General features: G+C 58.7%; 16 protein-coding genes. 6 read left to right on the plus strand and 10 right to left on the minus strand.

Annotation, left to right across the window (positions count from 1 at the left end):
- The first annotated feature begins 26 nt into the window (after positions 1 to 26).
- Both DLM_RS17390 and DLM_RS17395 read left to right on the plus strand, forming a co-directional pair.
- Positions 27 to 968 carry a UDP-2,3-diacylglucosamine diphosphatase gene (locus DLM_RS17390; protein ID WP_089085166.1) on the plus strand — a complete coding sequence of 314 codons (942 nt, stop codon included), beginning with the start codon at positions 27 to 29 and terminating at the stop codon, positions 966 to 968.
- Positions 956 to 1993 carry a glycosyltransferase family 4 protein gene (locus DLM_RS17395; protein ID WP_089085167.1) on the plus strand — a complete coding sequence of 346 codons (1038 nt, stop codon included), beginning with the start codon at positions 956 to 958 and terminating at the stop codon, positions 1991 to 1993. The genes DLM_RS17390 and DLM_RS17395 overlap by 13 nt, the downstream gene beginning before the upstream one ends.
- 660 nt (positions 1994 to 2653) lie before the next feature.
- Here DLM_RS17395 and DLM_RS17400 read toward each other — a convergent pair.
- Complete coding sequence (locus DLM_RS17400) at positions 2654 to 3664, minus strand: isocitrate/isopropylmalate dehydrogenase family protein (RefSeq protein WP_089085210.1); 1011 nt, start codon at positions 3662 to 3664, stop codon at positions 2654 to 2656.
- Between the two features lie 461 nt (positions 3665 to 4125).
- On the opposite strand from DLM_RS17400, the gene DLM_RS17405 reads away from it, so the two are divergent.
- Positions 4126 to 4908: a ferredoxin--NADP reductase gene (locus tag DLM_RS17405; protein WP_089085168.1), complete on the plus strand. Its 783-nt coding sequence runs from the start codon at positions 4126 to 4128 to the stop codon at positions 4906 to 4908.
- A gap of 157 nt (positions 4909 to 5065) precedes the next feature.
- Here the strand turns inward: DLM_RS17405 and DLM_RS17410 are convergent, their stop codons facing one another.
- From DLM_RS17410 to DLM_RS17425, 4 genes are all read right to left on the minus strand, one after another.
- Positions 5066 to 6037: a hypothetical protein gene (locus DLM_RS17410; protein WP_089085169.1), complete on the minus strand. Its 972-nt coding sequence runs from the start codon at positions 6035 to 6037 to the stop codon at positions 5066 to 5068.
- Between the two features lie 136 nt (positions 6038 to 6173).
- On the minus strand, positions 6174 to 6875 hold the full coding sequence (gene rquA, locus DLM_RS17415) for a rhodoquinone biosynthesis methyltransferase RquA (RefSeq protein WP_089085170.1): 702 nt from the start codon (positions 6873 to 6875) through the stop codon (positions 6174 to 6176).
- Between the two features lie 151 nt (positions 6876 to 7026).
- The gene (gene xth, locus DLM_RS17420; protein WP_089085171.1) at positions 7027 to 7800 is read right to left on the minus strand and encodes an exodeoxyribonuclease III; all 774 of its coding nucleotides are present in this window, start codon (positions 7798 to 7800) and stop codon (positions 7027 to 7029) included.
- Between the two features lie 61 nt (positions 7801 to 7861).
- Positions 7862 to 9490: a phosphoethanolamine transferase gene (locus DLM_RS17425; RefSeq protein ID WP_089085211.1), complete on the minus strand. Its 1629-nt coding sequence runs from the start codon at positions 9488 to 9490 to the stop codon at positions 7862 to 7864.
- A gap of 382 nt (positions 9491 to 9872) precedes the next feature.
- Here DLM_RS17425 and DLM_RS23430 point away from each other — a divergent pair, with 382 nt between their 5' ends.
- The gene (locus DLM_RS23430) at positions 9873 to 10049 is read left to right on the plus strand and encodes a hypothetical protein (RefSeq protein ID WP_159874819.1); all 177 of its coding nucleotides are present in this window, start codon (positions 9873 to 9875) and stop codon (positions 10047 to 10049) included.
- 316 nt (positions 10050 to 10365) lie between these two features.
- Here the strand turns inward: DLM_RS23430 and DLM_RS17430 are convergent, their stop codons facing one another.
- Positions 10366 to 12402, minus strand: coding sequence for a M3 family metallopeptidase (locus DLM_RS17430; protein ID WP_089085172.1), 2037 nt, complete (start codon positions 12400 to 12402; stop codon positions 10366 to 10368).
- A gap of 135 nt (positions 12403 to 12537) precedes the next feature.
- Between DLM_RS17430 and DLM_RS17435 the strand changes: the two genes are divergently transcribed.
- Both DLM_RS17435 and DLM_RS17440 read left to right on the plus strand, forming a co-directional pair.
- Positions 12538 to 13080, plus strand: coding sequence for a gamma carbonic anhydrase family protein (locus tag DLM_RS17435; RefSeq protein ID WP_089085173.1), 543 nt, complete (start codon positions 12538 to 12540; stop codon positions 13078 to 13080).
- A gap of 21 nt (positions 13081 to 13101) precedes the next feature.
- The gene (locus tag DLM_RS17440) at positions 13102 to 13602 is read left to right on the plus strand and encodes a GNAT family N-acetyltransferase (RefSeq protein ID WP_089085174.1); all 501 of its coding nucleotides are present in this window, start codon (positions 13102 to 13104) and stop codon (positions 13600 to 13602) included.
- Positions 13603 to 13617: 15 nt separating this feature from the next.
- Here DLM_RS17440 and DLM_RS17445 read toward each other — a convergent pair whose 3' ends face one another.
- The 4 genes from DLM_RS17445 to DLM_RS17460 all read right to left on the minus strand — a co-directional run bounded on the left by DLM_RS17445 (position 13618) and on the right by DLM_RS17460 (position 19313).
- Complete coding sequence (locus DLM_RS17445; RefSeq protein ID WP_089085175.1) at positions 13618 to 15111, minus strand: amino acid permease; 1494 nt, start codon at positions 15109 to 15111, stop codon at positions 13618 to 13620.
- A gap of 184 nt (positions 15112 to 15295) precedes the next feature.
- Positions 15296 to 16708, minus strand: coding sequence for an FGGY family carbohydrate kinase (locus DLM_RS17450; protein WP_089085176.1), 1413 nt, complete (start codon positions 16706 to 16708; stop codon positions 15296 to 15298).
- On the minus strand, positions 16708 to 17934 hold the full coding sequence (locus tag DLM_RS17455; RefSeq protein ID WP_089085177.1) for an FAD-dependent oxidoreductase: 1227 nt from the start codon (positions 17932 to 17934) through the stop codon (positions 16708 to 16710). The genes DLM_RS17450 and DLM_RS17455 overlap by 1 nt, the downstream gene beginning before the upstream one ends.
- Complete coding sequence (locus DLM_RS17460; protein WP_089085178.1) at positions 17931 to 19313, minus strand: NAD(P)/FAD-dependent oxidoreductase; 1383 nt, start codon at positions 19311 to 19313, stop codon at positions 17931 to 17933. The genes DLM_RS17455 and DLM_RS17460 overlap by 4 nt, the downstream gene beginning before the upstream one ends.
- Positions 19314 to 19511: the final 198 nt, after the last annotated feature.

The raw sequence follows: 19511 nt of genomic DNA on the forward strand, positions 1-19511 counted from the left end.
GTACACCACGGTAGAACGGACCCGACATGCAGCCCGACACCGCCTTCACCAGCAGCCGCCACTTTCGCGCCATCTGGATTTCCGATGTACATCTGGGCACCGCTGGCTGCCGCGCCGACCATCTGCTGGATTTCCTCAAGCACAATGAATCCGACTACCTCTACCTGGTGGGCGATATCGTCGATGGCTGGCAACTGAAAAAATCCTGGTACTGGAAACAAAGCCACAACGATGTAGTGCAAAAAGTCTTGCGCAAGGCGCGCAAGGGCTGCCAGGTGGTCTACGTACCGGGCAATCACGATGAAGCGGCAAGGCATTACGCCGGGCTGGACTTCGGTGGCATCGCCATCCGGCGCGAAGCCGAACACATCACCGCAGACGGCAAACGCCTGCTCATCATCCATGGCGACGAGTTCGACGGCGTCATCCAGCACATCAAGTGGCTGGCCTATGTGGGGGACTCCCTCTATACCGCCATCCTGCAACTGAACCGTGGCTTCAACTGGCTGCGCAAGCAACTGGACCTACCGTATTGGTCGCTATCGCAATACCTCAAGCACAAGGTGAAGAACGCGGTGAACTTCATCAGCGACTTTGAAAAAATCCTGGCCGGAGAAGCCCGCCGCCGCGCCTACGATGGCGTCATCTGCGGCCACATCCACAAGGCGGAAATCCGCGATATCGACGGCGTGCTGTACGGCAATAGCGGTGACTGGGTGGAAAGCCTGTCCGCCCTGGTAGAACATGCCGATGGCCGCCTGGAAGTGGTGTACTGGACCACCATGCTCAGCCAGCCGGAAAAGCCGCCCCGAAAAAAACGCCGGCCAGTGGCCAGCGCCATTCCGGGCTTTGACAGCGAGCAGCCCCAAGCGGGCTGGGGCCAGGCACCGGCCCCGCTTGGCAAACAGCAGCATGACAACAATCACTCCCTTTCCGACCCCAGCCAGGAGACCCCATGCGCATCCTGATCGTCACCGATGCCTGGCAGCCGCAGGTCAACGGCGTAGTCCGCACCCTGACCGAAACCAGCCGTGAACTCACGGCATTCGGCCATCAGGTGGAAATGATCACGCCGCTGGAATTCAACACCCTGCCCTGCCCCACCTATCCGGACATCCGCCTGTCCATCCTGCCTTATCACCAGGTGGCACAACGCATTGCCGGCCTGTCACCCCACGCCATCCACATCGCCACCGAAGGCCCGCTGGGCCTGGCGGCACGCCGCTACTGCCTGCGCCACAAGCTGGCATTCACCACCGCCTATCACACCCGCTTCCCGGAATACATCGCCGCCCGCACCCGGCTGCCACTGTCCATCAGCTATGCCTGGATGCGCCGATTCCACAATGCCGGCAGCGCCACCATGGTGCCCACCCAGTCCATCGCCGACGACCTGCGTGCGCGTGGCTTCAGCAAAGTGGTGCTGTGGAGCCGTGGCGTGGACACCCAGTTGTTCACGCCCGGCACGCGTGAGCGGCTGGATGAAAGCCAGGCACCACGCTTTGTCTATATCGGCCGGGTAGCCGTGGAAAAGAACATCGAGGCCTTCCTCAAACTGGACCTGCCCGGCAGCAAATGGGTAGTCGGTGACGGCCCCCTGCTACCACGCCTGCAGCGCGAACACCCCGACGTCCACTTTGCCGGCGTATTCCCACAAGCCGAACTGGCCCGCTTCTACCGTGCGGCAGACGTATTTGTGTTTCCCAGCCTCACCGACACCTTCGGCCTGGTACTGCTGGAAGCCATGGCCTGCGGCACCCCAGTCGCCGCCTACCCGGTGGCCGGCCCGCGCGACGTAGTAGGCAATAGCGGTGCCGGTGTGCTGCATGAAGACCTGCGCCAGGCCTGCCTGGACGCCCTCAAGATAGACCGATCCCATGTGCGGGCAGTGGCGGAAGGTTTCTCCTGGACCGCCGCCGCGCGCCAGTTCGAACAACACCTGCATCCGAACTCGCCAGAGCGGGTTGCCATGCTCAAGCCGCAGGCCAGTTGACACCAGCGCCCCCGCAGGCGTTGCAAAATGGCAGCGCCTGCCAGATGCGCCGCAACAAGGCTTCAGCACATCAGCATCGCCCAGCAGCGCCATGGCAGAAAAAAAAACTTGAGCAGACGCCGCAGCAGCCTATACTGAAATCATTCAGTAACAGGGAGGGTTTGGGATGAGTCAATGGCCGGATTCCGACAACCTTGTTCACACCGGCGCTCAGACCCCATCGCCTTGTCAGGCCTGATGGCGGGCAGTTCAGACTTGCCCGCGAGCGCAGCAAGCGTCCATTGCGGATGCATCCAGACGACAGGTAGTCGGTACGCCAGACACGAAACAACAGACTTTGCTAAAGCTTGATGAGTAAACCGGGAAGTGATTCCCCTCTGCGCTACCGTAACAGGTAGCGGACATGATGTTACCGCCCAGACGAAACCGGGCAGCACGACCGTAACATCAGTTGTTTGAGACTTATCTGGTGCTGTGCATACAGCCTGTTCTTTGGTAGACCTGCAAGGCTGTAGTTGAGGACATCGTTGGCAGACATGTTCCGGGCCACGCAGAGTGAAGACTTGTATGTGATGTTTGCGTTATCCCGCAAATCCTTCATTTGAAGCATGCAGTGACACACCACAGAGGGCGGCCGGTAAAGCCGCCCTCTTTCTCATTTTAGCCTTGCTCCTGCTTCAATCTATCAATCACCGCACGCGCCAAATGCTGCGTGCTCACCCCGGGCGAAATCACATCCGGGGTCGCAATACCTGCGTCCAGCGTGGCGCGTACCGCCTGCTCAACCAGCAAGGCCAGCTCGGGCCGCTGCCACCATATCCGCAGCAGCATCGCCGCACTGAGAATGGCCGCCAGCGGATTGGCAATGCCCTGCCCGGCGATATCCGGTGCCGAACCATGCACCGGCTCGGCAATGGCTGCCGTCACGCCCAGATTCAAGGAAGGTGCCAGGCCCAGCCCACCGCCAAAAGCCGCCACCAGGTCGGACAAGATGTCGCCGTAAAGGTTGGGTGCCAGCAGCATGTCAAAACTTTCCGGTGCCTGCGCCAGCCGCATCGCAGCAGTATCCACCAGCATTTCATCCACGACGATCTCGGGATAATCCTGCGCCACCTCCCTGGCACAATCGCGAAACAGGCCATCGGTGCGCGGCAGGATATTGGCCTTGTGAATGATGGTGATCCGCTGACGTCCGGCATGCCTGGCCATTTCAAAGGCGCTACGGGCAACCCTTAGCGATGCGCTACGGGTAATACGCTTGATGGCCACCGCCACCTCACCGTCAAACTGCTCGTCCCCGACATACAAATCCTCGGTATTTTCGCGGACGATGATCAGGTCGATTCCCTGCCGGCACACAGTGAGCGGCAGGCTGAGAGTGGGGCGGATATTGGCGTGACAGCCCAACTCGCGACGTAACTGCACAATGGGGGAACGATATCCCTCCACCAGTTGCATGGGAGAGCTGACTGCACCGAAAAACACCGCACCGCAAGCGCGCGCAGCCTCCAGTGTTTTATCCGGCAGGGCTTTGCCATATCGGCAAAAGGTTTCCCAGCCGGCATCGGCAAACACCAGTTGCAAACCGGGCAGCACCGCCTGCAGCACGCCCACCGCCACCGGCACCACTTCATGACCGATCCCGTCGCCGGGAATCACACACAGCTTCATTGCATGCTCCGCTTTCTGTCCGCAGAACAGCAGATTGTACTCGCCACGCTGTCCGCGCCCCAAAAATAATGACAAAAGAATGGCATTCTGTCATGCCTGCGTACACTGTCAGACAACAAGCACCAGCCAAGTTGGCTTATGCACTAGCGCAGACCACAATACAATTCGCTGATCTAAATCAACGCATCACTAAGAACAAACGGGAATAAACACAGCGGAAAGAAATCGTTAGGGTTGCCCCATTCTTTAAGGTAACATCCTGTTCCAGTTGAGTTTCCCGCCGCAAGACAGCCATAGCGTGCCAGAAGCTGTTACAGGCTTTGCATCGTGGCGATTTGGTCATTATGTTTAATGACATAGTGAGAACGGCTAGCAATGTTTAGTCAAGCGCCCCTGAAAAGGGTAAAATCGCCGCAACCACTCATTCCTTGATTTCTTTTGGATAGCGAGCAGCAATTTATATGTCCTCCCCCAATCTGACCGCTGAAAAGGTATTGTCGGTTCACCACTGGAACGACACCCTGTTCACCTTCACCTGCACCCGCGATGCCGGTCTGCGCTTCATCAACGGCCAATTCGTCATGATCGGCCTGGAAGTAAACGGCAAGCCGCTGATGCGTGCCTACTCCATTGTCAGCTCCAACTATGAAGAGCATCTGGAGTTCTACAGCATCAAGGTACAAGACGGCCCGCTGACCTCCAAACTGCAGCACCTGCAAGTTGGCGATACCGTGCTGATCAGCAAGAAGCCCACCGGCACCCTGGTGCAAGACAATCTGCTGCCGGGTAAAAACCTGTACCTGCTGTCTACCGGTACTGGCCTTGCCCCGTTTATGTCCATCATCAAGGACCCGGAAGTTTACGAGCGCTACGACAAAGTCATTCTCACCCATGGCGTGCGCTGGGTGAGCGAGCTGGGTTATCACGACTACATCACCAAAGAACTGCCGGAAAACGAATTCTTTGGCGATATCGTGAAAGAAAAGCTGATTTACTACCCGACCGTTACCCGCGAACCGTTCCGCAATCAGGGCCGTCTGACCGACCTGATCACCAACGGCAAGATGTGCGCCGACATCGGCCTGCCGCAGTTGAACCCGGAAAACGATCGCGTACTGATCTGCGGTAGCCCGTCCATGCTGCACGACCTGTGCGAAATCCTGAATGGCATGGGCTTCAAGGAATCGCCGCGTATGGGCGAACCGGGCGACTACGCCATCGAACGTGCTTTTGTGGAAAAGTGATTCCGCTTTTTCCTAGCAAATGACAAAACGCCATCCAGCCGGATGGCGTTTTTCTTTGCCTGCATGCCACGGCTGTGACAGCGGTGGAAATGGCAGATGCAAAAAAGGGAGGCCTAAGCCTCCCTTTTCTTATTGCGAGCCAGACGCTGACGTCTGATTAGTTGGCTGCGGAAGCCGGAGCGGCTTTCTTGGCAGCGTGCTTTTTAGCGTGATGCTTTTTGGCAGCCTTTTTAGCCGGAGCGGAAGCGTCAGCAGCTTGGGCTTTCTGAGCGGAAGCTTCTACTTTCTTGGCAGCATGCTTTTTGGCGTGGTGCTTTTTGGCAGCCTTTTTAGCCGGAGCGGAAGCGTCAGCAGCCTGGGCTTTCTGAGCGGAAGCTTCTACTTTCTTGGCAGCGTGCTTTTTGGCGTGGTGCTTTTTGGCAGCCTTTTTAGCCGGAGCGGAAGCGTCAGCAGCCTGGGCTTTCTGAGCGGAAGCGTCTACTTTCTTGGCAGCATGCTTTTTGGCGTGGTGCTTTTTGGCAGCCTTTTTAGCCGGAGCGGAAGCGTCAGCAGCTTGGGCTTTCTGAGCGGAAGCTTCTACTTTCTTGGCAGCATGCTTTTTGGCGTGGTGCTTTTTGGCAGCCTTTTTAGCCGGAGCGGAAGCGTCAGCAGCCTGGGCTTTCTGAGCGGAAGCTTCTACTTTCTTGGCAGCGTGCTTTTTGGCGTGGTGCTTTTTGGCAGCCTTTTTAGCCGGTGCGGAAGCGTCAGCAGCCTGGGCTTTCTGAGCGGAAGCGTCTACTTTCTTGGCAGCGTGCTTTTTGGCGTGGTGCTTTTTGGCAGCCTTTTTAGCCGGTGCGGAAGCGTCAGCAGCTTGGGCTTTCTGAGCGGAAGCATCTACTTTCTTGGCAGCGTGCTTTTTGGCGTGGTGCTTTTTGGCAGCCTTTTTAGCCGGTGCGGAAGCGTCAGCAGCTTGGGCTTTCTGAGCAGAAGCTTCTACCTTCTTCACACCTTTCTTGGCGTGGTGAATCTTGGCAGCTTTGGCTTTCGGTGCGGAAGCAGCAGCCGGAGCAGAAGCGTTGGTGGCGGCGAAACCAGCAGCGGAGCTCAGACCGAAGGCGGCAGACAAAACGAGCAGGGTCAGTTTTTTCATGTTGCGTTCTCCAATATCAAGTGGGGAGTGTTCTTTCCGAGACACCGCAGTGGTGTTTCCATGAGTCGTATCCTAGCCCTGCCCGTCAAGCCCGTCTGTGAGAGCTATGTAAGCCTGTGTAACGCTAAGTACAACATCAGCGCCGGCTAACCGTCACCACCTGATACACCCCGCCAAACAGCGTTTCCTTGTGCCAGTCGAAAGCCTGGGCATCACTGGCATAGCTGGCAATCTCATTGCGCCACAACGCCTCGGCAAACGGTTCCAGTACCCGGTTTACCCACTTGAGCAGCCAGCCAATTGGCTGCCAGGGCGCAGGCTTGTGATAGTCGACAAACACCGCCTTACCGCCCTCCGGCACCTGGGACAGCATGTTGTCGACAATGCGCTGCTTGAGTTCGTCCGGCACTTCATGCAGCAGGAAGAAGCTGCAAATCAGGTCGGCCGGCTGCTCCAGGCGGTAGTTGGCCGCATCGGCACGTACGACTCGTGCCTGTGGATAGGCCGCCAGCTTGTGGACACCATGTTCAACCTGCACCGGCGTGATATCGGTCAGAATGAATTCGCCATGCTTGCGCACCCTGGCCGCGGCTTTTTGTACCAGATCGCCATAGACATGCGCCACTTGCCACACGCGCATGCCGGGACGGATTTGCTGTAGATAGCGCCGCATCAGGCGCTGGTCATTGAGAAACAGCAGCGTGCTGACCACCAGATTACGATCCAGCAGCGCGGCGCGGCGCGGATTGACGTAGGCCCAGTCGTAAACTTCGGTCATGTAGTCCGGCACCCCTTCGTAATAGGGGTTGCACGGCAGCGGTGGGTGGTTGCGGCTCATGATGGCACCTTGGATTAGCTATTCATCAATAAAGTTTAGCAAATGCTAATATTCCTTCATTTGAGCTAGGCCAAGCTTTACCGTCATCCGGCTACTGGCAGGCGGTCATGCAAAACGGCCCTGCCGGGCCGTTGTTGCAGTTTGCTGCAGCTCAGTCTGCCAGGGTAAGCACCACCGGCGTGTGATCAGACGGACGTTCCCACTTGCGAGGGGTCTTGTCGATGACGCAAGCCACCGCCTTTGCCTGCAGGGCCGGGGTAATCAGGATGTGATCGATGCGCACGCCCTTGTTGCGACGGAACATCATGGCGCGGTAATCCCACCAGCTGTACTGCTTGTCCTCCTGATTGAACAGGCGGAAGCTGTCGGCCAGTCCCAGATCGACCAAGGCACGAAATGCCGCGCGCTCCGGCGTGCTGCACAGCACTTGTTCGTGCCAGCTTTCCGGGTCGTACACATCACGGTCTTCCGGGGCGATATTGTAGTCACCCAGCAGCGCCAGTTGCGGGTGACGCGTCAATTCATCGGCCACATAGGCATGCAGCTTGCTCAGCCATTCCAGCTTGTACGGATACTTGGGCGAATCCACGGCCTCGCCATTGACAAAGTAGCCACAGATCACGCGCACGCCGTTTACCGTGGCGGCAATCACCCGCCGCTGCGGGTCGTCGTAGCCGGGGATGCCCAGCACCACATCATCCAGTTGCAATGGTGAACGCACCAGGATGGCCACGCCGTTATAAGTTTTCTGACCAAACCAGGCGGCGCGATAACCGGCGGCCTCGATCTCTGCCAGCGGGAATACATCCTGATCCATCTTCAGCTCCTGCAGGCAGAGCACATCGACCGGGCTCTGCGTGAGCCATTCGACAACCTGTGGCAGGCGGACCTTGAGTGAGTTGACGTTCCAGGTGGCTAATTGCATTTCTTGGTTCTCGTTGACATAAGGCAGCCGCGGGTGTCAGCGGCTGCATCTGAATCGGAAATCACGACGACTGTCGGCACGGCGCAAACATGTCCAGCTGCTTGTTGTAGACGCTGGTATGTACTCCCAGCAGCCCCAGCAAGGAGTGGAACAGATTGTCATGCGAATAAGGCTCGGCCTTGCGCCCTTCCAGGCAGCGCTGGTTCAAGCCGACTTCCTGCTGGAAACTGTCGGAAAACCACATCATGGCACCAATATGCTTTTGTGCTTCCGGCGCAAACAGGTAGGGCGTGCCGTGCAGATACATGCCGTTTTCCCCCAGCGATTCGCCATGGTCGGACATATATAGCATGCCGGTGTTATAGCGCTGCTGGTTGGCACGCAGGAAGTCGATGATGCCGGACAGTACGGTATCGGTATACAGGATGGTGTTGTCGAAGCCGTTGATGATCTGCTCACGCGGGCAGCGTGACAGTTCGCTGGTCTGGCATACCGGTTTGAACTGCTCCATCGCCGGCGGGTAACGCTTGTAATAGGCCGGGCCATGGCTACCCATCTGATGCAGTACCAGCACCACGTCACGGTCAGACTTGTCGATCAGTTGCTGAGCATTCTTGAGCAGGATTTCATCCCAGCACTCGCCAGTGCTGCACAGCTTGTCGTCCTTGCTGCCGGAGACATCTTCCAGCGTCACCCGGTTGCACACATCCTTGCAGCCGGACTGGTTGTCGCGCCAGATCACGTTGTAACCGGCGCGCTTGAGCACATCCAGTACGTTTTCCTGGCGCGCGGCCTTGTCGCCGCTATAGTTGTCGCGGCCGATATCGGAAAACATGCAGGGTACCGAAACGGCAGTTTCGGTGCCGCAGGAATGGACATTGGGCAGGTTGATCAAACCTGGCTGGGCCGACAGTTTCGGGTTGGTATTGCGCGGGTAGCCATTGAGTGAAAAATGATCGGCGCGGGCGGTTTCCCCCACCACCAGCACGAAGACTGTCTTGCGCTTGTGCTGCTGCCAACTGGCATCGCGTTTGGCATCTTCACCCAGCGGACTGATCACCACCGGACCGCTGAAATAATGATCCTGGATATAGCCGTTGGTGGCCTGGATATAGTTGAAGGGCGTCAGGTAATGGCGCAACTGACGGTTGTTGCGGAACAGCGAGGCAAAGTCCTGATACGCCGCAAAGGCAATACCCAGCAGCACCGCTGCCGACACCAGCAAGGTCAGCAGCCGCACACCGCCCTCCCGCAAGGGTGAGCGCCACTGGATCTGCCGGCGGCATACCCACCAGGCCGGCAACACACCCAGCACGATGAAAAACAGCGCCATCTTGCCGGTCAGCAAATCACGCACTTCCTTGTGATCGGTCTGCACCGCGTTTTGCACCATATGCACATCGATCATCACCCCGTACTGATTCATGAAGTAAGTGATGAACGAGCTGATCAGCAACAGCAGCGCAATCAGTGGCTTACCAAGATAAGGCCAGTTGAACAGCGACAGCACCAGATTATAAAACGCAGTCACCAGCAGGAAGGACTCCAGCAACAGCTTGACGCCCTGGCCATCCAGCGGGCCGACAATGCGCAGCATCTCGCGCCAGAACGGAAAGTTGTAAAACAGAACCAGCCCGAGTGACACCAACAGAGTCAGGCGCTCTGGGCGGATGGAACGGTTGAAAAGCATGTTGTCCTCATCAACAAGGGAGGGATGTGTACAAGGCATCCCGCCCGGCAATGAAACCGGCCGCAGTTTCAGTGGCTGCGGCCGCGTGTAATCGGTGATGCCGCCATGCGCGGCCCAGGCAGGAATCTGCTGTACCAAAGCATGGCTTGAAATCGACGCCATCTTACCCGATTAATTTCAGGCAAATATGGCAATTCTGTGCCGATTCGTGACGCTGCCGATGCTGACTTGAGAACCGACTGCGCGCCGCGGGGTAAATACCGGAGCGGAAATGCCCTGCTTCACGAGCCCTGGCAAAGAATGCAACATTTCATTTGATCAAATTTGCCAGATCGCCGGATGCTGGCTAGAATGAAGTCGTGTTCATCACCGGAGAAACAAATTGTCCAGACAATCCAAACCCCTGCATTCCCAGCAACATCCCCTCTGCCCGACCAAGAATCCTCACCGCTCTACCCTGCGCCCTTTCAGCGATGCCTTTACCCTGCGCACGCCGGGCTTTGCCCAGCGCCATCGCCTAGGCCAGACTGACAAGACGGAAAACGGCTCCGGTAACTGATTTTAGTGAAATGGCGATTCCCGTCTGATGGCAGCCAGCCGTGCCAGCCACCATCAGCCAGAATCCCGGAGACGTCATCTCACTGAAAGCACCAAACAACACCGCCATCAGGCGGTGTTTTCATTTGCGCTTGCGACTGCCAAAAAAATACCCCCAAGGGGGATTGGGGGCAGGAAAAGACACAATATCGATGTCCTTGGGGGCAGGGATAAGCGTCTGGCTCGCTTGCTGCTCTTGGAGATAACCCGTTGAGCAAAGATTAGAGCCAGGGCAAATCAGGGGAGTTCCCTCCCACGTGCAAATATTTGTCAGCGCTTCAGGCGGCTTCTTCCACCATGCCGGAATGGCGCAGCAGCGCGTCAATCTGCGGGTCGCGGCCACGGAAGGCACGGAAGGATTCCAGCGCCGAACGGCTCCCCCCCACCGCCAGTACCTCATCCCAGAAGCGTTTGCCGGTAACCGGATTGGCACCACCTGCTTCTTCGAAAGCCGCGTAGGCATCGGCCGACAGCACTTCCGCCCACTTGTAGCTGTAATAGCCTGCCGAGTAACCACCGGCAAAGATATGGCTGAAGCTGTTGGGGAAGCGGTTGTAAGACGGCGGGAAATTCACTGCCACTTCCTGACGGACGGTATCAAGCAGAGCCAGCCAGTCGCCGCTTGCCGGGTCGAAGTCGGTGTACAGCAGCATGTCAAACAAGGAAAACTCCAACTGGCGCACCGTCATCATGCCGCTCTGGAAGTTCTTGGCGGCCAGCATCTTGTCGAACAGTGCGCGCGGCAGGGGTGCGCCGGTGTCAGCATGGGCGGTCATGCCTTGCAGCACATCCCATTCCCAGCAGAAGTTTTCCATGAACTGGCTGGGCAGTTCCACCGCATCCCATTCCACGCCATTGATGCCGGACACGCCCAGCTCCTCCACCTGGGTCAGCATGTGGTGCAGGCCGTGACCAAACTCGTGGAACAGGGTGATCACTTCGTCGTGGGTGAACAGCGCCGGCTTGTCACCCACCGGGCGGGTGAAATTGCAGGTGAGGTAGGCCACCGGGGTTTGCATGGTGTCGCCCTTCTTGCGACGGCCACGGGCGTCATCCATCCAGGCACCGGGGCGCTTGCCCTCGCGCGAGTACAGATCAAAGTAGAAGCTGCCTACCAGTTGGCCATCCTTGAGGATGTCGTAGAAACGGACATCGTCGTGCCATACCGGGGCGCTGCTCTCGCGCACTTCCACGCCATACAGGGTGTTGACCACGCCGAACAGGCCGGGCAGCACCTTGCTTTCCGGGAAGTACTGTTTCACTTCCTGCTCGGAGAAGGCATAGCGTGCCACGCGCAGTTTTTCGGCAGCGTAAGCAATATCCCAGGCTTGCAGGTCGGAGAGGCCCAGCTCCTTGCTGGCAAAGGCTTCCAGCTCGGCACGGTCTTTCACCGCAAACGGCTTGGCACGGGCCGCCAGGTCACGCAGGAAGGCAATGACTTGCGCCGGGCTTTCCGCCATCTTGGTGAACAAGGACAGCTCGGCATAATTGGCAAAGCCCAGCAGTTGGGCTTCTTCACGGGTGAGCTGCAGTTTTTCGCGGATGATTTCGGTATTGTCGTGCTCGGGCAGGCCGAACTCCGACGCGCGCTTCACATAGGCGTCGTACAGCTTCTGGCGCAGCGCGCGGTTGTGCGCGTACTGCATTACCGGGAAGTAAAACGGGAACTGCAGGGTGATCTTGTAACCGGTTTTTCCCTCGGCCTGGGCGGCAGCGGCAAACAGGGCCAGCGCATCTTCCGGCACACCGTCCAGCTCGCTGGCGTCTTCCAGATACAGGCTGAAAGCATCGGTAGCGTCCATCACGTTCTGCTCGAAGCGGGCGGACAACTCGGCCAGACGGCTCTGGATGGCGGCATAACGCTGGCGCTGTGCTTCCGGCAGCTCGGCACCGGACAGGCGGAAATCGCGCAGATCGTTCTGGATGATTTTCTGGCGTGCGGCATTGTAGCTGGCATAGTCCGGGCTGGCTTCAATGGCCTTGAACTGGCCGAGCAGAGCCAGGTTCTGTCCCAGTTCGGTCCAGAATTCGGAAATCGGCGCAATATTGGCATTGTAGGCATCGCGCAGTTGCGGGGTATTCACCACCGCATTCAGATGCCCCACCACGCCCCAGGCGCGCGACAGGCGTTCGGTGGCGTCAGTGAGCGGATCAACAAAGTTCTCCCAGCTCGGGCGATCCACATGGGCGGTCAGCTGCGCCACGGTGTGACGGGCTTCGGCCAACAACTGTTCGATGGCCGGGCTGATGTGCTCGGGACGAATTTCGGCAAAACGTGGCAGGCCGGTAAAGTCGAGGAGCGGATTGAGGCTCATTGTTCACTTCCTGTGGCAATTGGCAGCCGCTGGGGTGGCACGGTGCCGATATGGAAACCGGCGGTCGCCAACAAACAGGCAACCGCCATTGCTATATGATAGGGAATCTTGAACCTGTTAGATGAGGACGTTCTGATGAATCGCAATATCCGCCCCTACGATGGCAGCGCACCGCAGATTGCCGACTCCTGCTATATCGATCCGGCCGCCGTGGTGATTGGCGATGTCACGCTGGCGGACAATGCATCGGTATGGCCATTTGCCGTGATCCGCGGCGACGTCAACGCCATTCATATTGGTGAAGGCAGCAATATCCAGGACTTTGCCATGCTGCACGTCACCCACAAACGCGATAGCGACCCCGTCGGTGCCCCGCTGCACATTGGCAAGCATGTCACCATCGGCCATCACGTCACCCTGCACGGCTGTACCATTGGCGACGAAGTGCTGGTGGGCATTGGCAGTATCATTCTGGACCGCGCCATCATCGAAGACCGGGTGCTGATCGGTGCCGGCAGTCTGGTGCCACCGGGCAAGCGGCTGGAATCCGGTTATCTCTACCTGGGCAATCCGGTAAAACAGGCTCGCAAGCTGACCGAGCAGGAGCTGGCCTACTTCAAGTATTCCGCCGAGCACTATATTCGCGTAGCCAACAAGCACAAACCGAATCTGGAATGAATTTCCGCAGGAGATAAAGCCATGCTGCCACGGTTGCGTAATGCCGAAGCGAGTGACGCAGCAGCCATTGCCGCGCTGATGTTGCCCGAAAGCAGCAGCCAGGGCGGTAGCCTGCATGGCGATTTCCCGCAGGAAAAAATCTGCCACTGGCTGACGCAGGCCTTGGCCGACGGCATGCCGGTGGTGCTGGCGGAAGACGCCGCCGGCCTGCTGGGCGTGCTGTTTACCAGTAGCAGCCGGCATCAGGACAGCCCGGTGGCGGTTCAGATGGCCAGGCTGCATCATGCCGCCGGGCCATTCTATTTCTATGGCCCGGTTTGCCTTGCGGCACGAGCACGCGGCCAGGGCTTGCTGAGCGCCATGTGGCAGCAGCTACAGCAGCAACTGCCGGGCCAACAGGCGGTGCTGTTCATTCATGCCGACAACCAGGCCTCGCTCAAAGCCCACACGCGGCTGGGCATGGTGGTGGAAACCCCATTCGACCTCGATGGCCAGCCCTGTGTGTTACTGAGCAGCCGCTGAGCAGGTACTGGATGGTTAGCCGCGGTTAGCCCGGTCTTCGGGGCGAGCATCCATCACGGCATCAATCGACTCCATATCCGGCATTTTTAATGCTGCCGTGCCACCACGCAGCAACAGGCTGGCCAGATATACGGCACCGATAAGTAACATCAGACCGACATAGATCCAGGGTTTGATAAAGGACGCGTCGCGGAAGATGACCAGCTCAAACCCCAGCCACAGCATGGCCAACAGCAGTACCGGCACTTCAAACACGCCCAGTGAGAAACCCTGCGTTGCCGGCAGGCTGTGGCGCTTGAACGCATACATCAACACACAGACCGCATAGATCATGGCGGGCAGCAGTGTTGCTGCCGAAAACAGGGTGAACAGCGCATCGGTATCACCGGAGAAGGCCGCCAGAATGACTTGCCCTACCAAGGCCACGCCGAGGGTTGCATTTAATGGCGTATGCAAGCGGGGATGGATGGTACGGAAATAGTGCCAGCCGGGAAAACGTTGATCACGCGACATGGCCCACACCAGTCGGGTCGCGCTCAGCAAAATCACCAGTCCACAAGAATAAATGGATATCACCACCATGATCAGCAGCGCTTTGCCGATATAGCCGCCCAGTATCCGGGTAACCACATCCGCAATCGGAGTGGCTGATACCGGCCCCTGCGGGTCGCCCAGCAAAGCAGTCACCGCAATCAGGAACAGCATGCCGATCAGGCCCAGCGACAGCACGGCCTGCCACATGGCCCGCGGAATCACACGCGCCGGGTCGTGGGTTTCCTCGGCCAGATTGGCGGCTGACTCAAAGCCGACAATGGTGAAGGCACCCATCAAAGTCCCCATTACCCAAGGGCCAACTGCCGTCATGCTGCCCAAGGAAAAATAGCCGGTAGCGGCAATATTACCGGTACTGAACAGATTGGCGTAATGCATCTGCCCGGAAAAATGCCCAACACCAAACAGCAAAATGATCAGGCCTATCATGCCGATCAATTGCACCATCACGGCACGGGCATTGAAACCTTGGGTCACTTTGGTGGACAGGGCGATCATGCCTGCCTGGGCAAAGATCAGGCAGGCGGTGATCCACCATGCATTTTCTACCGAACCGGTATAGCCCAGCAGCACCGGCAATACCGTGGCGGGGATGGTGTAATCCACCGCGCATAGGACAATGGCCAGAAAGGTAAAGCTGATCCAGCCCATGATCCAGCCAAACACCGGATTGCCAAGGCGCGATGCCCATTGATAGACATAACCGGTAACAGGGATGCGTGCCGCCAACGCACCCAGTACCAGGGCCACCATCAATTGGCCGAACACCACCAGCGGCCAGGTCCAGATTCCCATCGGTCCGGAAGTGCTCAACATGGCCCCATAAGCAGAAAAGATGCCGGTGGCAATCGACACAAAACCAAAGGCCACTGCAAACGATTGAAACGGCGTGATATTGCGTTGCAAGGCAGGTGCTGCGATGAGGTCTTTACTGGCAATCAAGTCCGGGTTAGCCATGGTCACTCCTTATGGTCGGTATATGGCAAGCGGTGTTTCAGGTGGTGATACCAAACGCACGGCAGCGCAGGCGCAGATGTTTAAGAGCCGCTAACAAAAAACCTGCCGCGGCGTTGCGCCTGCTTGGCGTACCGCTTGTACTGTCGGCAGCGGCGCGCCTTGCCCCAGGAACGCTGCGCGCTTGTTAGCCGCGCGCAACAAGTTGGCTCCGCCATGCGCCTGCGCGGTGGATAGCTTCAGCAAATACCGCATGGTCGTGTTGCGAAACCAAGCGGTCGGGTTCATGAGTGGTGATGGCACCGGCCATGCGACTAATATCCAGCCCGCACAAGCTGGCAAGGCCTAGCGCGCTAAGCTCGTACATGGAGGGGACGCTGATGGTTTTTTGGCAGGCCGAGGCAAGGAAGCGGGCAAAATAGCGGCTTTGCGACAGCCCGCCATCAATGGAAATTCTTGTGCCTAGCGGCAAGGACAAGGCTGCGGTTGCCACCAGTTTGGCGGTCAGCATGGCAATGCCTTCCAGCACGGCACGGATCATGTCGCGCCGCTCGGTGGCATGGTTCATGCCAATGAATAGTGGTGCCGCATGGCGGTCCCAATACGGGGCAGCCAAGCCGGACAAGGCAGGTACAAATACGATGCCACGGCTGATGGCGGTGGGGCCTTCAAACTGGTCCAACTCTTCCAGTGCCGAGTAAAGGCCAATCCGGCGCGCCCATTCCAGGGCGGCACCTGCGTCATATACCCCCCCTTCAATGGCATAGCAGGCGGCTTCATCCTGTTTCTTCCAGGCGATGGTGGGTAGCAGATCTGCCGGCTTCAGGCCTTGCGCCCCGGTCAGTGCCAGAAAGAATGCCCCGGTGCCGAAGGTAATCTTGCCATCGCCACGCTGGCGGCATTGATGGCCATACAGTGCGGCTTGCTGATCAACAATGGATACCTTGACCGGTATGCCCTGAATCGCGCCAAAACCGGCATCGACCGCGCGAATTTCCGGCAGGCAATGGATGGGTACGCCGTGCAAGGCGCACAAGTCGGCACTCCATTGCCCACTTTCAATATCCAGCAGTCCGGTACGCGATGCAGTGGCCCAATCGGTGGCGAAGGTGCCGCACAATCGGTCCAGAAAAAACGCATCGGTCGTGCCCAGCCGCAGACGGCCCTGCTCCAGGGCGGCGGCTACCGCCGGGATATTGCGGATCATCCAGGCCAGTTTGCTGGCGGAAAAGTAGGGGTCCAGCGGCAAGCCGCTGATGCGCTTGGAGCGCAGTTCCGCCGCCTCGCCCATCTGCGCCAGGGCGGTTGCGGTACGGGCATCCTGCCAGACCAGTACTGGCGACAAGGGCTGCCTGGTTTGCGCATCCCAGGCCAGACAACTTTCACCCTGATTGCAAATGGCAATTGCATCAACCGGGCCGGCACTTTCCAGCAAGGCAATGATATTGCGTAGCAGCTCTTCCGGGTCATGCTCAACCCAGCCCGCCTGTGGATGATAACGGGCATGACGACGGGCCCCGGCCAGCGCGCACTGGCCGGCATCGTCAACCAGTAAGCAGCGGGTGGAGGTGGTTCCCTGATCAATGGCAGCGATACGCATTATTGAATCTCCTGGCAATGAAATTCGATGGTCTTGGCATGGCTTGCCTGATGAGGAATCGGCACCAGAATCCGCCGCTCCGGTAACCATTGCCCCTGTTTTTGCCAAACCGCCACGCCATCCAACTGCAGACTGATCACCCCGCGAACCGGCCTGCTGACGCGCAACTGGAAGCGGGAAAATGCAGGCTGGCCAAGAAAGCCAGGCCGTATGAGACCGGGAACCACCAGTTTGATTGGTGGCGCATAGCGAACCTGTACGCCCGCGATTGCGACAGGGGGGCCAAGCAGATCTTGCGCCACCGCATGGCCAACCGCCCGGCCTTCACGAAAGGCCCAGCCACCGGTTTCGATGCCGCGCAATACATTGCCTGCGGCAAAATGGCGGGGATTATCCAAGCGCCCGTCTTGGTCAATCAGCGCACCGGCACCACCCTGCGGCACACCGTCATCCATGTTCTGCAACAGCGCGGTTTCGGGTACAAATTGGCCGGTGAACAGCACGCCGTCACACGCCAGCTTGCGCACTGTGCCTCCGGTCTGCAGCATCACCGCCTCTACCCTGCCCTGCCCCAAAATTTCCACTAGCCGGGTTTGCAAATAAAAGGGAATACCCGTCACGTAAGGCAGCCAGCGCATGGGTACACGGGCAATGGCACCCGCGCCTTCTTCAATGACAGCCACCGGTCGGGCACCGTGTGACAAACAGGTCAGGATGGCAGACATCGACACCAGCTCCGACCCCACAATCAGGGGCCGCTGAAAGGGCATCAGGCCATGAAATGCAACATACGCCTGCAGCGCACCGGTGGTGAGGACGCCAATGGGCCTATCCCCGGACACCAAGCGTGCCGCACGCGGCTGTTCGCGGGCTCCTGTCGCGGTAATGATGCGCCGGGCATACAGCGTCTCCACCCCCAAGGGAGAGCTGACCAGCACGCCATCCTCGCCCTCAAAGCGAACCACGGAATGCTGCGTACGCACCTCCACACCCGCCTGGCGCGCATCCGCCTCCAAGCGGCGGCCATAGGCATGGCCAAGGTAGATGCGGCGATATTCCCGCATACCAAATGGCGAGTGACTGCAATGGCGGGTGGCCCCCCCCAGCTCGGCTTCGCGCTCCAGCAGCACCACCTTGGCCACCCCTTGTTGACGCAGGGCCAGCGCGGCGGCCACACCTGCGGGGCCGCCACCGATAATCAGCACATCAATCTGCGGCGCAGTCATTGCTCCCCCTTGGCCGTGACGGCCAAGTCGACCGCCAGCTTGCCTTGGGTCATTGCCGCCAGCGTGGCATTGCAATAAAAACCCTGGCAGCGCCCCATGCCGGCACGGGTACGCCGGCGCAGACCGCCAAAATCCCCCGGCGGCAACGGGCTGGTCATGCTAAGTGCAATCTCGCGCTTGGTTACCAGCTCACAGTGACACACCATCTCGCCGTGATTCGGGCGTTGCCAGTCCCGCTCATACCCTTCCGCCAAATTGGGCATGGCAAACCAGGGGATATCCACCGGCGGGCTGAAAGGCTCAGACTCAAACTGCTGGTAGAGTGTGACGGCATGCTGCGCCAGGCCCAGCGCAGCACTCAGGCCGGTGGAGCGGATTCCCCCCAGCGTGATGGCCCGCTGCGCGGGGCGACTGAATATGCGATAGGCTTTCTGCTCGGTAGCAGGACGCAGACCGGCATAGACCGCAGTCACCGGCATGCCTTGCAGCGCGGGGAGAATTTCCGCACCGCGGCGGATCAGGCCCGCCAAGGTGTCCTGCTCCACCGTGGCACGCTGACGCGCATCCTGCTCCTCGGCAGTAGGCCCGATCAGCACATTGCCAAACACCGTGGGGCATACCACCACGCCCTTTGTCGTTTCGGTGGGGACTGGCAGGATGATGCTGCGCACATGGCGCGCAGCCGCCTTGTCCAGCACCACAAACTGCCCTTTGCGTGGTTTGATCTGGAATGCCACCGGCAAGCCCAGGCGACGATCCACTTCATCACCATATAAACCGGCGCAGTTAATCAGCGCGCGGGCCTCTACTGTCTGTGTACCGGTCTGCAAAGACCATGTATTGCCAGCAAACTCACCACGCAGCACTTCGCTATTGCGCATGACCGTGGCCCCCAGCTTGATGGCTTGTGTCACATACGCCAGCGGCGCGGACCAGGGGTCAATGATGGCCTCCCCCGGCACCGCCAAGGCGGCACACAGACGCGATGACAAGCCCGGCTGCAGGGTTCTGGCTTGTGCGGCGGACAGCCGGGCCAGATCGGTCACGCCATTGTGCAAACCGGCAGCATGAATCTGCTCCAGCTTGCTGGCTTCCTCCTCGCTCCAGGCGCAGACAAGGGCTCCGGTTTGAATCAGTGGCAGGTTCAGTTTTTCATGGATGGCCAGATATTCAGCACGGCCAGCCTGTATCAGTTGCCACTCCACGCTATTGGACGGAGCATCAAAGCCGGTATGCAAAATGGCGCTGTTAGCCTTGGAAGCGCCAGACAAAATATCGGCACCGCTTTCCATCAACACCACCTTGGCCCCAAGCAAGGCAAATCGGCGGGCAACCGCGCAGCCCACGACACCCGCGCCGATGATGGCAACGTCAAACATAGGCCTTCCTTTTCAGTCAAACACAATGACCGTACGGTCAAAAAAATATGAAGAAACAATATGTAATGACTGAAAAATCCACAATATGACTAATTGACAGGGAAAGTCCCGCAATCAGCCATCAATGCAACGCAAAGAGGAAAACATGGGATGCGCACACTCCGTGCTCGGCCAAGGCCAGCACAGCCCGTATTTGGC

Source organism: Aquitalea magnusonii (assembly GCF_002217795.2).
GTDB lineage: Bacteria > Pseudomonadota > Gammaproteobacteria > Burkholderiales > Chromobacteriaceae > Aquitalea > Aquitalea magnusonii_B.

Excerpts from the sequence above, each read along its gene's own strand:
- DLM_RS17405 (WP_089085168.1), top strand. The coding sequence starts at position 4,126 with ATGTCCTCCCCCAATCTGACCGCTGAAAAGGTATTGTCGGTTCACCAC.
- xth (WP_089085171.1), bottom strand. The coding sequence starts at position 7,800 with ATGCAATTAGCCACCTGGAACGTCAACTCACTCAAGGTCCGCCTGCCA.
- rquA (WP_089085170.1), bottom strand. The coding sequence starts at position 6,875 with ATGAGCCGCAACCACCCACCGCTGCCGTGCAACCCCTATTACGAAGGG.
- DLM_RS17395 (WP_089085167.1), top strand. The coding sequence starts at position 956 with ATGCGCATCCTGATCGTCACCGATGCCTGGCAGCCGCAGGTCAACGGC.
- DLM_RS17410 (WP_089085169.1), bottom strand. The coding sequence starts at position 6,037 with ATGAAAAAACTGACCCTGCTCGTTTTGTCTGCCGCCTTCGGTCTGAGC.
- DLM_RS17430 (WP_089085172.1), bottom strand. The coding sequence starts at position 12,402 with ATGAGCCTCAATCCGCTCCTCGACTTTACCGGCCTGCCACGTTTTGCC.
- DLM_RS17455 (WP_089085177.1), bottom strand. The coding sequence starts at position 17,934 with ATGACTGCGCCGCAGATTGATGTGCTGATTATCGGTGGCGGCCCCGCA.
- DLM_RS17390 (WP_089085166.1), top strand. The coding sequence starts at position 27 with ATGCAGCCCGACACCGCCTTCACCAGCAGCCGCCACTTTCGCGCCATC.
- DLM_RS17450 (WP_089085176.1), bottom strand. The coding sequence starts at position 16,708 with ATGCGTATCGCTGCCATTGATCAGGGAACCACCTCCACCCGCTGCTTA.
- DLM_RS17445 (WP_089085175.1), bottom strand. The coding sequence starts at position 15,111 with ATGGCTAACCCGGACTTGATTGCCAGTAAAGACCTCATCGCAGCACCT.
- DLM_RS17425 (WP_089085211.1), bottom strand. The coding sequence starts at position 9,490 with ATGCTTTTCAACCGTTCCATCCGCCCAGAGCGCCTGACTCTGTTGGTG.
- DLM_RS17435 (WP_089085173.1), top strand. The coding sequence starts at position 12,538 with ATGAATCGCAATATCCGCCCCTACGATGGCAGCGCACCGCAGATTGCC.
- DLM_RS17440 (WP_089085174.1), top strand. The coding sequence starts at position 13,102 with ATGCTGCCACGGTTGCGTAATGCCGAAGCGAGTGACGCAGCAGCCATT.
- DLM_RS17400 (WP_089085210.1), bottom strand. The coding sequence starts at position 3,664 with ATGAAGCTGTGTGTGATTCCCGGCGACGGGATCGGTCATGAAGTGGTG.
- DLM_RS17460 (WP_089085178.1), bottom strand. The coding sequence starts at position 19,313 with ATGTTTGACGTTGCCATCATCGGCGCGGGTGTCGTGGGCTGCGCGGTT.